Origin of the sequence: Vibrio superstes (genome assembly GCF_003569005.1) — a bacterium.
Lineage (GTDB): Bacteria > Pseudomonadota > Gammaproteobacteria > Enterobacterales > Vibrionaceae > Vibrio > Vibrio superstes.
Map to the genome: position 1 here is coordinate 299817 of NZ_BCUR01000004.1, position 13508 is coordinate 313324.

Here is a 13508-nt window from a genome sequence, read left to right on the forward strand (position 1 = left end):
CGTTAGAATTTTTGATTGTAGAATAACGACTTATCAAAAAGTTCTTCCTTGTTATCCAGCATTTTCCCTACGCTATTTCTAACCACTTACTTACTGTGATTGGTATTATCAATCAATTGAGATAGAGTCGGCATGCCTATTTTTAAGTCAATTAAGTAATAACAGATAAAAATATAGAATTTCCAGTTATAAATTGAACGCTGCATAATCGTCCTAACCTCATTAACAGGATGTTAGTATGCTCGACACAGTTGTTCCTCTTACCCCGCGCTCGGCGATTGACTCTAAATTGCCTTATACCACCCTGAAAAAAGGGGAGGTTGCATTAGTTGGAGCAGGTCCTGGTGACCCAGAACTATTAACTATTAAAGCGCTTAATATGCTGAGACAGGCCGAGGTTATCTTGTACGACTATCTCGTATCCGATGAGATCATGTCTCTGGTCTCTAGCGATGCGATCCTTGTTTGTGTCGGTAAGCGAGCGGGCGCTCACAGTGTTCCACAGCATAAAACCAATCAACTGCTCGTCGACTTTGCCAAACAAGGCTATCGTGTTGTGAGGATTAAAGGTGGCGATCCCTTTGTCTTTGGCCGAGGTGCAGAGGAGCTTGAGATCTTGGTGGACAACGGTGTGAGCTTTCAAGTGGTGCCTGGTATTACTGCGGCGTCTGGAGCCACCGCTTATGCGGGTATCCCTCTTACGCATAGAGATTACGCGCAGTCAGCTCTGTTTGTCACAGGCCACCTTAAAGATGAGGACTTTAGTGTTGACTGGTCTACTTTAGCGAGAAAGAACCAAACCCTAGTCATCTACATGGGGTTGATGAAGTCTGGTTTTATTGAAAAGCAGCTTCAGCAACATGGCAGGGCAGAAGATACCCCTATCGCGATTATTGAACGTGGTACACAGTCTTCTCAGAAGGTCATCTATGGCAAGCTTTCGGAGTTAAGTCAGCTGTCTATGCAGGCCGCATCGCCAGCGCTTATTGTTGTAGGAGAGGTGGTTGCTCTAGGGAAGAAATTAGAGTGGTTTAATAAAGACAGTGAGCACAGCCAAGAGTTGGCCTATGTATAACAAAAAGGCCTGAGTAGTAACGACTCAGGCCCTTAAAATTGGTTAGCAGATTTAGTCTTCGTAAGCCTCTAATGAGACCCCATTAAGTAGATAGCCAGTTTGAGCTAATTCACTTTCTATGGTTTGTGCTTTTAGTTCACCAACCACATACACTACGTCCCACAGCTGTTGTACAGGAGCCCCACTAGGGAATTTCACATAGATGATTTGGTTTGGTGGTGGTGGTGGTACGTGAATACAAGCACCAAAGTAGGGTACCAGCAGAAACTCAGTAACCTGATTCGCATCACCTTCGAGTGGGATGACAAATCCCGGGATCTTGACTTGGCTACCATCAAGCTCTGTACGCACCGAACCCACCATAGATTGCGCTTCAGCAGTAGTCCCGTCGTGATTTGAGGCAGATGGCATTCCCTGAATATCAAACTGAGCGCGCTCACTTTCAGGAACCAGATCAATCCAGTTCAGCTGAAGTGGTTCAGCATGGGCCGCAATGTTAAACATTGCTAGCACTGCAGTAGCAAGCCATAGGGCTATTTTTCTCATAACTTCTCTCTTAAATTCGAATTGTCATGCCATCAGCAAGAGACTGACGATATGCCCTAAATGCTGGAATAAATCCGATGACGACTCCGGCGCCTAGTACTAGGCCAATCAATGTCCACTCATGAGTGGTCAGCATATTCAACTCAATACTTATACCATAAAGTTTCTGAACTATGGGTTGTAGTATTAATAACAAGGCGTAAAGTCCTACGACACCCGTCGCAATACCGGCCATGGTTAGCGCAGTAGCTTCACTGACTAGCAAGACAAAGATATGTCTAGGTCTTGCGCCCATGGCTCTTAATATAGCCATTTCTCTACGGCGTTCTTGTAAGCTGGTTAACAAGCTACTTAGCATACCAAGTAGACCTGCGATAACCACAAAGCCTGATACCGCCAGTAACGCTTGCTCTGCAACAGACATCATGCCCCACAGCTCATGCAAAGCAATTCCAGGGAGTATCGCACTTAGAGGCTCTTTATTGTACGTGTTAATTTGTCGCTGCAGAGTAAAGGTTTGTATCTTAGATTTTAACCCCAGCATGAAGGCGGTGATTTCTTTAGGCTGAAAATCAATCTTCTCTAGCACTTCAGCTCCGGGGTTACCCCCCATGTTAGTGCCTGATTCCCACCCCACATGAATCGCTTCAATAGCCTCTAAAGAGACATGTACCGTTTTATCTACAGGTGTACCTGTCGGCGCTAAGATGCCGACGACTTTGAACGGTAGGTTATCGTGTCTTGCAAAGCCAACATCGGCGATGCCGTGAGCGATGATGATCTCTGTTCCTACTTTGTAGCCTAGAGTCTTAGCAACATCTGCTCCGATGGTCGCTTCAAAAAGACCATTGAATGGCTTACCCGCACTGAGCTCTAGATGCTGTTTCTTGCCGTATTTGTAGTGATCAAAATAGGCTTGGGTGGTGCCCATTACCCTAAAGCCCTTATGAGAGTCCCCAAGGGAGATAGGGATAGCCCAGTCTACGGCAGGATTGTTGCTGAATTCTTCATAGCTCTTCCAATCGATATTATTGGTGGCGTTACCAATACGGAAGACGGAGTAGAGTAATAGGTTTACTTGTCCTGAGCGAGCACCCACTATCAAGTCAGTGCCAGAGATAGTGTTAGCAAAGCTGTTTTTAGCTTGGGTACGAATACGTTCTACGCCCAGGAGCAATATGACGGAGATAGCCACTGTTAAAATGGTGAGAAAAGCAGTGGTCTTTCGGTTTGAAAGGCTTTTCCAAGCTAAATGCGCGGTCGCGTTCATTAATTTAAGGCTCCGGTTTTAACTAGGTTGATATCTTGCAGGTTGATACCTGTCTCGAACAGTTTTTCAAGTGTTGGGTCATGGCTAACAAAGACTAACGTAGAGTTTGCTTGCTCTGCCTGCTCCATAAGTAGCTCGATAAAAGCGGTTCGGTTTGCATAATCGAGAGCTGAGGTTGGTTCATCGGCAATGATCAGCTGTGGCTTGCCAATGAGTGCACGCGCTGCCGCGACACGTTGCTGCTGGCCGATACTTAATTCAATCACCGGCTTATTTAATAGGTCTTCGGTAAGGTGAAGTCGCAACAATAGCTCGCGGCCCTGCTGTTTGAGATCGCCGTCGACAGCATTTTTCCTTTGCTTAGAAAAATGGCAAGGAAGCACTACATTATCAATCACAGATAAGTAAGGCAGTAGGTTAAATTGCTGGAAAATATAACCAATGTGATCAGCGCGAAATCTATCCCTTTGAGTTTGAGATAGTGAAGATAATTCAGTGTCTAATACTTTGAGAGAACCGCTTTCACAAGAGGCAATACCTGTCAGGAGACTTAGCAGTGTCGATTTACCGCAACCACTTGGACCCTTGATAAACACATGCTCCCCTCTATTTACCTTGAGTTTCGGTATATCTAGGGTAGGTGTTGGGTTATCTGGCCATGAAAATCGAACATCTTGCAGTTCGATAACGGTGTCTATTTGAGAGTGTTCGGTCACTATGTTTCCTATATCAATATGTTGAAAAGTGACAGGAGATGGCCACTACCTGAGTAGCGGCCATTTTTTGATTAAAGCTTGATAACAGTGTTGCCTTTGGTGAGCTCCGTAGCAATCTGTGAAGAGTCGGTTAGAAGGTTAACTCGAATCGTCTGTGTGCCACTGAATAGCTGGAACCAGTCGCTATCAATCTCGGTAAGTTTGCTGACATCTTTACATTGGTACTGATACGCAATGTTGAACTCACCGTGGCCACCACTATGGTCATGATCGTGTGCGTCATGGTCATGCTCGTCCGCATGATCGTGATGATCGTGAGCGTCATGGTCATGCTTGTCCGCATGATCGTCGTGGTCGTGCGCGTCATGGTCATGCTTATCTGCATGATCATGCCCATCATGATCGTCATGATCAGAGTGGTCATGACCTTCATCACCGCCGAGTGTATGTGAAACTTGTGCAGTGGATAGCTCACAGCCTGCTGCTGAGCTCATTTTTAAGATAGAGTCAGCTGCATTTAGTTGAGCAAGTGCTTTTTCCAGTGCCTGGTGCTGTTCATCGTTGGTTGGTGCGTGCTCAAATCCAACTACGTCTGCACCTGGAGCAAGAATTTCAACAAGAAGGTCTTGGCCATCTTGAGCAATGTTAAACTCAACACTGCCGTGAACGTGAGCACTATGTTGACGGAAGTTTTCTTCAGCATGAACTGAAACGGAGGCTACCGCTAGCGTTACAGCGCTTAGGGTGAATAGTGGCTTAACAGCTTTTATCATTGTTCTAATTACCTAAAGAAGTAGAAACGACGCATTCTAGCGTCGAAATCTTTCAATCATATTTCTCTGCTATCTCTAGTCCCAACCAATTGCGTTGGAACTAGTTAACAGAACTCAGACAGTCAAGCTTCTAAAAAGTTTGAGTTTTATAGGTTTTCTCTAACTAAAGAGATTACTTGTTGTATCTCTTCAGCGGTTAACTCACCCTCTTTAGCCCAAAGGATATTGCCGTTGTTATCTTGAACCGCAATCAACGAGGTTTTTGGTTCAAGATCCCAGGCTTTAGCCACTTCGCCATTTTCATCTAACACGATTGAGGAGTGCGGGAACTCAATTTTGCTGTCCTCTGCACTCGACTTTACAAATGAGCTAGTACCCCAAATAGCATCGTCTTGATTGACTATGGTTGTGGTTTGGTACTTATCCTGCGGGAAGTCGGCTTGGACGATTGCATCTATCATTGGCTTATTTAAAGCCTTAGCTGCAGAGCGACCGGCAATAGCTTGTATTACGCGTGTCTTACCCACCATGCTTGCTGAATCCCATTCATGATATGTTATATCATCGTTTTTTACCATCGCTTCCCCATGACTAGCAACGCTCACCATTGGGGCTTTCTCTCCGGTGGTTAGATTCAGCGCCCATGAAGACAAAGGTAGAGTCATTCCAAGAACTGCGATTAAATGTTTTGCTTTCATAGATCTTCCGTTGTTGTGCTAAACGCGATAGTTGGCTTTAAGTATATGTTAAATCGATTATTTCACACTTAACACTAGTCGTTTTGTGGTGGGAAACAAACTCCCGTACCACCAATTCCGCAATAACCATTTGGATTTTTGGCTAAATATTGCTGGTGGTATTCTTCCGCAAGGTAGTATGGGCCAGCCGACGCGATCTCTGTGGTAATAAAAGGTTTACCTGATTGAGCCAATAGCTGCTGATAGGCAGTTTGTGACTCTTTTACAGTAATCATTTGCTCATCGCTGTAGGTATAAATAGCAGAGCGATATTGAGTGCCTCTATCATTACCTTGACGCATTCCTTGAGTGGGGTCGTGCTTTTCCCAAAATACTTGCAATATGGCCACTAAAGAAACCTTACTTGGGTCGAAGATGACACGCACGATCTCCGTATGACCCGTTTGTCCAGAACAGACCTCTTCATAGGTTGGATTGGGCGTATAACCGCCGGCATAACCGACGGATGTAGAGACAACCCCTGGAATACTCCAGAAAAGACGCTCTGCTCCCCAAAAACACCCCAAACCGAGTAATATTTGTTGGCAACTTTTTGCTGGTGGCATGGTCAAATCTGTGTGGTTTACAAAGTGTTGCCCTGACTCAAGGATGGGATTATCACGACCGGGTAGTGCTTCTTCCTTTGAAATCATGATTTGTTTGTCAAACATGTGGCCTCCTAGCGAAAGTAAGTGATTTTTTAAATTTTTTATCATGGATCAATCCTTTATACTATTTAGTCGCTCCCTTGGGGAATTTTTCTGGCTACACACCTCTGTTTCGTTACAGGAAGTACAGTAACAATTACATAATGAATCAACGCGTAATACGGATATTTATCGCTTTCGCTTTTTTGGTTTTTAGCCAATTAGGTCGAGCTGAGGCTACTCTCAACGTTAATGGACTTTCAGATAAGGCCGAAGACAACGTTGAGGCATATCTGTCTGCAATTCCTGAGCAAGAGTATTCCACGTCCCTTCGTTTTCAGTCTCGTGTTGAAGAGAGCATAGTTCAAGCGGTTAGGGCTTTGGGCTATTACCATCCTGAACTCACCTTTACGGTCAACGAAGAAGACCAAGAGCTTAATGTCGATGTTAAGTTGGGTGAGCCTGTGATTATCGAAGAGTTGGATATTCAACTTAGTGGTGAAGCAGAAGATGACCCAGCATTTGAGGCTTTAATCAAGGCAAGTCAACTTAAGAAAGGTGCACAGCTCAGTCATGGTGATTATGACGCTCTAAAGTCCGGTCTGCGTAACTTGGCGCTCAAGCGAGGCTATTTTGAGGGAGACTTCAGCGTTGCGCGCCTTGAGGTTGCCCCAGATCTGAATCAGGCTTTTATACACCTCCATTACGAAAGTGGTATTCGTTACACCTTCGGCCCTACTAGCGTATCAGGCTCACAAATAGAGCGAGATAGAGTCTTCTCGCTTATCCCATTTGAGCGAGGTGACCCTTATCTTGCTAGTGATATCGGCCAGCTCAACCAAAACCTATCTAGTACTTCGTGGTTTTCCTCGGTCTATGTGGAACCTGATTTGAGCCAAGTCGGCAATGGAAACCGTGAATTACCGATGGCCATTCGTCTTTCTCCACAGTCGCGCCATCAAGTGGAAACGGGTATCGGTTACTCTACCGATATTGGAGTCAAAGGCTCTCTGAATTGGAAACGCCCATGGTTGAACCCTCAAGGGCATAGTTTTTCCAGTAGCTTTTCTCTGTCTAAACCTGAGCAGGAAATTGTAGCGAGTTATAAAATTCCACTGGAAGATGTGCTTCGCGAATACTATCAAATTCAATATGGTATGAAATACCTAGACAACAACGATACGCAAAGCTTTGAATCGAGCTTGGGTTTAGAGAGGCACTGGCAACTCGAGAGTGGCTGGCACCGCACCGCGTTTATTCGTCTACTCAATGAAGATTTTACCCAGGGTAGTCAGGAAGACCGCTTTACTATGCTATTGCCAGGGATTTCCTATTCCAAAACACGCTCACGCGGTGGCGCTATGCCTACCTGGGGTGATAAGCAGACGATTTCCTTTGAGTATGGCGACCCAGCCGTTTTATCTGAAGCTCGTGTATTACGAGTGCAAGGAAGAACCACATGGATTCGCAGTTATGGTGGCAATCACCGCGGTATCTTCTATATCGGTGGTGGTGCCAACTTTACTGAATCTGTGTTCGACCTACCGCCATCTTTGCGTTTCTTTGCCGGCGGTGATAACAACCTCCGTGGTTATGAATACGAGTCGGTTTCTCCTAAGGATAGTGAGGGTAAGCTAACGGGTGCTAAGTTTATGGCCACGACTAGTCTAGAGTATCAGTATCGAGTGTATGGAAATTGGTGGATGGCCGCCTTTGTGGATTATGGTGACGCATGGAATGAAACACCCGAGGGGAAAACTGGTACCGGTGTTGGCATAAGATGGGCGTCACCTGTGGGGCCCGTTAGGCTTGATTTTGCCTTTGGTTTGGATGCAGAAGAGGGTACAGATAAGTTCCAGCTTCACTTTGGTTTGGGGCCTGAGTTGTAATGACGCAAGAATCACAACAAAACGAACAGCAAGCAACAGCGGTAGTTCCGCCGGTTGCTAAGAAAAAACGCTCCTTATGGCGTCGTTTCTTGCGTGCGATTGCTCATCTATCGCTGGGTATGCTCGCTCTGATTTTGCTCGTCATCATTACGTTATGGGTACTGCTTTTCACTAACCCAGGGCTTAATGGCATTATTTGGACAGCGGAAAAGTTTGTTCCTGAGTTAAAGGTAGAGGACACAGAAGGCTCTCTACTTAACGACTTTCAGCTTTACGGCATTGAATATAACAACCCTGACCTGTTTGTCGCATTGCAGGCAGAAAAGCTTGCGCTAGATATACAGCTACGCTGCATTCCCAAGGTTGAGCTATGTATTAAAACCTTAGGCATAGAAGGGGCCAACTTTGCCCTCACCGATATCGCTCCAAGTGAAGAGGTGGCGCAGCAGGAACCCAGTGAGCCTATTACCAGTGTCTCTCTTCCTTTCGGTCTGGGCGTAAAAATTGAGCGCCTGTATCTGAATAGAATCGATCTGGATATCTTGGGTAATAAGATCGCATGGAGAGAGTTCGAGACTGGAGCGCAAATGCGCTTTGATAGCCTTACCTTGAATCCGACGCGCCTTGATGGCGGCCGACTAACACTTGCTACAAGCGAAGGTGAGCCTGAGGTGGCACAAGAGGCCAGCACTGACTCGTCAAAGTCAAAGATTGTTTTACCTGAGGTATGGATCCCTCTTAGCGCCAAGATTGAAGATATTACCGTCACCGACTTTAAAATGACGTCGCCAGAGGTAGAGATAGACCGAGCACATTTGGTTGGTTCTGCTGAAGGAAATAACGTTACCGTTCAAACCTTTGAATTGGCTATGCCACTTGTCGATTTAAATCTAGATGGCGAAGTCGAACTCAAAGAAGACTACCCACTCACTATCAATACAGATGCAAAAATAAAGCAAACCACTCTTGCAGGTCAGACTTTGTCATTAAATGCCGAGGGCAGTGTGGCTGACTTAGCACTAAGTGCAGGGTTGAGAAAACTCATTGTTGCGGATATCGATGCCAAACTAGAGCCCCTAGATCCCGATATTCCATTTGATATCGATTTAAGGCAAGGGCAAGTGCAGTGGCCGTTGCAAGGCGAGGCCGACTACAAGGCTCAAATAGCCTCTCTTCAAGCCAAGGGTATTTTAGACAAGTACACCCTCGACTTAATGGGCGCAGTGCAAGGCAAGACGATTCCTGATGTGGATCTTACTGTGGATGGAGAAGGTAGCCTAGAGCACATAGATCTAGAAAGTATCGATGTCAAAACGCTGCAAGGCGTTATTGAAGGTAGTGTAATGGCGAATTGGGCTAGCCCTATCAATTGGGCCGCTAATCTTCAATTACAGCATATTCAACCTGGGAGTTATTGGCCGGAGGCTGAAGGCGATATCAGCGGGAGTTTAGTAACAACCGGTCGATTGCCAGAGAAAGGCGGTTGGGAGGTTGAGCTTTCTGAGCTTGATATTGACGGCATATTCCGTGATTACCCACTCAATATTAACGGTGTACTTGACGCCAAAGACGCGACAGGTAAGGGAGACTATCGATTTGATACTCCGGGTTTGGTTGTGGCGCATGGGCAGAACAATATCCGTATTTCAGGGGGCCTTGATCAGAACTGGAATCTGGATACCAAACTCGATATTCCAGTAATAAAGCATACAGTGCCAGATTTAGACGGCTCCGCCATTGGATTAATCGAACTTCGAGGGCCCTTCGCTACGCCTGAGGTCATTGCTGATGTCACTGCGAACAAGATTGCTTGGCAAGAACAGCTGACGATTGAGTCCATAACCCTGAAAGGAGATGTTGAGCCATTGCCGACTCCGGGAGGAAAGCTCAACTTGGTTGTTCAAGGCTTGCAGCACCTCGAACAGAAAGTAACGCGCAGTGAGTTTAGTTTTAATGGAACTCAAGAGCAGCACAGAGCGTCATTTAGCATTGACTCAGAGATGGTTAAGGGCGGAGTGAGCGTATCAGGTAGCCTAGAAACCAAGCCTGGTATTAAGTGGAGGGGTGAACTGCAAGATGCCAGCCTGACCACTGTACAAGGTGAATGGAAGTTAGATCATAGTCCAAAGCTTTCCTATGACGTTGATACACAAGTGGCGTTTGTTGAGGCTCACTGTTGGCTGCAGGCCGACTCTAAGCTGTGTCTTGATAAGGATGTGCAAGCTGGCCAATCTGGCGAGGTGTTTGCTAGCGTTCAGAATTTCAATTTCTCCCAGGTAGCATCACTACTGCCAAAAGAGCTTACCTTAGTGGGTAAGGTTGATGCCAATGCCCGTGCAAAATGGTCACCAACAGCCTTGCCTGAGGTTGAGGTTAAGGTTGACCTTCCTAAGGGAAGTGTTACACAACAGCTGGATCGCCCAGTGACAGTTGGGTGGAATAAAGCCAACCTTAAGGCGAGCCTAGTTAAAGACGACCTCAAGGCTGAATGGTTAATTGATCTGACCGACAACGGTGATATCAAAGGGCGCGTTGATTTAGACAAGGTATCCAAAGAAAACAAACAGATAGATGCACGCTTGCAACTCCAGCAGATCACTTTGGATATGCTAGAGCCCCTGTTCGGCGAATTCAGCAAGGTGGGAGCGGATATTAACTCTGACATTCAATTACAAGGCCCTGTTGAACAGCCTAAGATCTTTGGCGACTTTAGAATTGAGAACATTGTCGCCACCGGTGATATCAGCCCTATTGACGTGACCTCTGGTCAAGTAATAGCGAAATTCTCCGGTTATCAAGGTGACTTCGATGCCAAAATCAAGACCGAAGAGGGGGAGCTCTTGATCACCGGTAACAATGATTGGCAAGACATGACAGATTGGCGAGCTAACTACAATATTTCCGCCAACCAATTGCTAGTGGATGTTCCCCCTGTAGTGAAGGCGAAAATTGAACCTGATATTGATGTCGCTATCTCTCCTGGCCTCATTGACGTGAAAGGAGAGGTGAGATTACCTTGGGGAAGAATTACCGTTGAGGAACTTCCACCGTCAGCAATTTCAGTGTCTTCGGATGAGGTGATTTTAGATAAAGACCTAAAACCATTAGAGAAAAGCTCTGATTTCCCATTTGCGATTAAGACGGATATCAAGGTCATTATTGGCAATGACTTTTTGCTAAATGCTTTCGGCTTGAAAGGTGGCCTTGTCGGTGAAATCAATGTCACTCAAAAGAATGAGGCTCCGTTCATTCTTGGAGAGGTAAATATTGTCGATGGTAAATATCGCTCCTTTGGTCAAGACTTAATTATTGATGAGGGTAAGGTCCAGTTTAATGGGCCTGCAGATCAACCGTATCTGTCGATTAAAGCGATTCGAAACCCAGACAATACTGAGGACGACGTCGTAGCAGGTATCCAAGTTACAGGCCCTGCCGATGAACCTAGCATCGAAGTGTTCTCCGAACCCTCTATGCCTCAAGCGAATGCCTTATCGTATATTTTGCGAGGGCAGGATATAGATAGCGACTCTGGCGGTAATGCCATGACGACAGCGCTTATCGGTTTGAGTTTGGCTCGAAGTGGACGTGTCGTCGGTGAGATCGGCGAAGCCTTTGGGGTGAGCGATCTGCAATTAGATACGACAGGTACCGGAGATGATTCTCAGGTCACGGTAAGTGGCTACATTCTCCCTGGCTTACAGGTCAAATACGGTGTGGGTATTTTTGAACCCGTTGGTGAGTTCACATTCCGCTATCGATTGATGAAAGACCTGTATTTAGAAGTGATGTCAGGCACAGATAGCGCCGTAGATTTATTGTATCAGTTTGAATTCGATTAAGCATAGGGTGAAGGTATGCAGCATTTAGTTTTTGTTTATGGAACCTTGAGACGAGATGAAGCGAATCATTACCTTCTACAAGGAAGTGAGTTGCTAGGCGTGTTTGAGACGCCACCACAGTACGCACTTTATGACTTCAGCACGCTACCAGGCATTGTTGAGGGCCACGAGGTCATCACCGGAGAGGTCTATAGGATCAGTGATGAGGTGCTTGCCAAGCTGGATATTTTTGAAGATGTGCCAATTGAGTACAGAAGAGAAACCATCGATACTCCCTTCGGTGAGGCATGGATCTATATTTACCAAGGAACTGAATCAGGCAAAGCGATAGAGTCAGGAGATTGGAACTTACGTAATTAGGCCAATAGGCTCTAATCATATTAAACAAGGAAGTATGCATGAAATGGATGTTAACGGCGTTGAGTTGCGTGTTGCTATGGGGCTGTGTGGGTAAACCGGATCAGATCACTCCGGTAAACAACTTTGAGTTAGAAAGGTATCTTGGCAAGTGGTATGAGATCGCTCGTCTTGATCATTCCTTTGAGCGGGGCATGAATCAAGTCTCCGCGGAATACTCGATGCGCGAAGATGGCGGCGTTAAAGTGTTAAACAGTGGCTATTCCACAGAAGACAAAGAGTGGAACAGTGCTGAGGGTAAGGCCTATTTCGTTGAGTCTGAAGACTTGGGATATTTGAAGGTTTCCTTCTTTGGACCTTTTTACGGCTCCTACATCGTCTTTGACTTAGAAAAGCAAAACTATGATTATGCCTTTGTCTCTGGACCAAATCATTCCTACCTTTGGCTACTTTCGAGAACGCCGCAGATAAGCGATGACATAAAGCAGAAATTTAAAAGCCAAGCTAAAGAGCTTGGCTTTGATACTAGCGAATTAATCTGGGTCGAACAGACGGCAGATTAGTACTGGTCAGGATTATCGCGCATGAAACCGTGCAAGGTTTCTACCATGTCGGTCGAGCCTGCGAAGAATGGAACACGTTGGTGCAATTCTTCAGGCTTGATCTCCATAATGCGACGCTCGCCATCGGTAGCTTCACCACCAGCTTGCTCTGCTAGGAAAGCGATTGGGTTGCACTCATAAAGAAGACGCAGTTTGCCGGTTGGGTAAGCGCGGGTGCTAGGGTAAAGGAAGATACCACCTAACAGTAGGTTACGGTGGAAATCTGATACCAAAGAACCAATGTAGCGAGACGTGTAAGGGCGCTTACCTGCTTCATCTTCTTCCTGACAGTATTTGATGTACTTCTTCACTCCCGCAGGGAAGTTAATGTAGTTACCCTCGTTGATAGAGTAGATAAAGCCCTGCTTAGGAATACGCATGTCTTCGTGCGACAGACAGAAAGAACCGATAGACGGATCGTAAGTGAAGCCGTGAACGCCTTTACCCGTTGTGTAAACTAGCATGGTTGAAGAACCATAGATCACGTAACCAGAGGCTACTTGCTCTGTACCTGGTTGTAGGAAATCACGAGCTTCTGTTGGGCCACCAATCGGAGATAAGCGACGGTAGATAGAGAAGATAGTACCTACAGATACGTTTACATCGATGTTGCTAGAACCATCTAGAGGATCCATCAATACCACGTATTTTGCTTGTTTGTTTATCTCACTGTCGAAAGAAACGAAGTCGTCTTCTTCTTCACTCGCAATACCACAAACTTGGTCACGGTTTTCAAGAGCAGCTTTGAAGGTATCGTTTGCTAATACATCCAGTTTTTGTTGTGCTTCGCCTTGAATGTTTTCTGCACCGGCTGCACCTGTAATATCAACAAGGCCTGCCTTGTTGATTTCACGGTGTACCACTTTAGCCGCCAGATTAATTGACGACAACAGAGACGAGAGATCACCGCTAGCATGGGGGAAGTCATGCTGCTTCTCGATAATAAATTCACCTAACGTTCTTAAATTGGACATGGGGGGTTCCGTTTATTTGTATGACAAGTTCTTTTTTTAGCCAAATATACAGCACAAAACATATTACGACACGCGAAGTAACT

12 protein-coding genes are annotated in these 13508 nt (G+C 45.8%); 5 read left to right on the forward strand and 7 right to left on the reverse strand.

Going from position 1 to position 13508, the window contains the following annotated elements:
- Positions 1 to 238: 238 nt before the first annotated feature.
- Positions 239 to 1075, forward strand: a complete 837-nt coding sequence (gene cobA / locus D5I41_RS09440; RefSeq protein ID WP_119009575.1) for a uroporphyrinogen-III C-methyltransferase — start codon at positions 239 to 241, stop codon at positions 1073 to 1075.
- A 51-nt stretch (positions 1076 to 1126) separates the two neighbouring features.
- On the opposite strand, the gene D5I41_RS09445 is transcribed toward cobA, so the two are convergent.
- From D5I41_RS09445 to msrA, 6 genes are all read right to left on the reverse strand, one after another.
- Positions 1127 to 1621, reverse strand: a complete 495-nt coding sequence (locus tag D5I41_RS09445; protein ID WP_119009576.1) for a DUF3299 domain-containing protein — start codon at positions 1619 to 1621, stop codon at positions 1127 to 1129.
- Between the two features lie 10 nt (positions 1622 to 1631).
- Positions 1632 to 2891, reverse strand: coding sequence for an ABC transporter permease (locus D5I41_RS09450; RefSeq protein ID WP_119009577.1), 1260 nt, complete (start codon positions 2889 to 2891; stop codon positions 1632 to 1634).
- The gene (locus tag D5I41_RS09455) at positions 2891 to 3607 is read right to left on the reverse strand and encodes an ABC transporter ATP-binding protein (RefSeq protein WP_119009578.1); all 717 of its coding nucleotides are present in this window, start codon (positions 3605 to 3607) and stop codon (positions 2891 to 2893) included. The genes D5I41_RS09450 and D5I41_RS09455 overlap by 1 nt, the downstream gene beginning before the upstream one ends.
- Positions 3608 to 3678: 71 nt before the next feature.
- Positions 3679 to 4380, reverse strand: a complete 702-nt coding sequence (gene zrgA, locus D5I41_RS09460) for a zinc uptake protein ZrgA (protein ID WP_119009579.1) — start codon at positions 4378 to 4380, stop codon at positions 3679 to 3681.
- Positions 4381 to 4526: 146 nt separating this feature from the next.
- Positions 4527 to 5078: a YtfJ family protein gene (locus tag D5I41_RS09465; protein ID WP_119009580.1), complete on the reverse strand. Its 552-nt coding sequence runs from the start codon at positions 5076 to 5078 to the stop codon at positions 4527 to 4529.
- A 74-nt stretch (positions 5079 to 5152) separates the two neighbouring features.
- Complete coding sequence (gene msrA, locus D5I41_RS09470; protein ID WP_119009581.1) at positions 5153 to 5788, reverse strand: peptide-methionine (S)-S-oxide reductase MsrA; 636 nt, start codon at positions 5786 to 5788, stop codon at positions 5153 to 5155.
- A gap of 140 nt (positions 5789 to 5928) precedes the next feature.
- On the opposite strand from msrA, the gene tamA reads away from it, so the two are divergent.
- Genes tamA through D5I41_RS09490 form a run of 4 tightly spaced genes read left to right on the forward strand, consistent with a single transcriptional unit; the run spans position 5929 to position 12412 of the window.
- On the forward strand, positions 5929 to 7653 hold the full coding sequence (gene tamA, locus D5I41_RS09475; RefSeq protein ID WP_119009582.1) for an autotransporter assembly complex protein TamA: 1725 nt from the start codon (positions 5929 to 5931) through the stop codon (positions 7651 to 7653).
- The gene (gene tamB / locus D5I41_RS09480) at positions 7653 to 11492 is read left to right on the forward strand and encodes an autotransporter assembly complex protein TamB (RefSeq protein ID WP_119009583.1); all 3840 of its coding nucleotides are present in this window, start codon (positions 7653 to 7655) and stop codon (positions 11490 to 11492) included. The genes tamA and tamB overlap by 1 nt, the downstream gene beginning before the upstream one ends.
- 15 nt (positions 11493 to 11507) lie before the next feature.
- Positions 11508 to 11852 carry a gamma-glutamylcyclotransferase family protein gene (locus D5I41_RS09485; protein ID WP_119009584.1) on the forward strand — a complete coding sequence of 115 codons (345 nt, stop codon included), beginning with the start codon at positions 11508 to 11510 and terminating at the stop codon, positions 11850 to 11852.
- A 38-nt stretch (positions 11853 to 11890) separates the two neighbouring features.
- Positions 11891 to 12412 carry a lipocalin family protein gene (locus tag D5I41_RS09490; protein WP_119009585.1) on the forward strand — a complete coding sequence of 174 codons (522 nt, stop codon included), beginning with the start codon at positions 11891 to 11893 and terminating at the stop codon, positions 12410 to 12412.
- Here the strand turns inward: D5I41_RS09490 and fbp are convergent.
- Positions 12409 to 13425, reverse strand: coding sequence for a class 1 fructose-bisphosphatase (gene fbp / locus D5I41_RS09495; protein ID WP_119009586.1), 1017 nt, complete (start codon positions 13423 to 13425; stop codon positions 12409 to 12411). The genes D5I41_RS09490 and fbp overlap by 4 nt on opposite strands.
- Positions 13426 to 13508 lie beyond the last annotated feature (83 nt).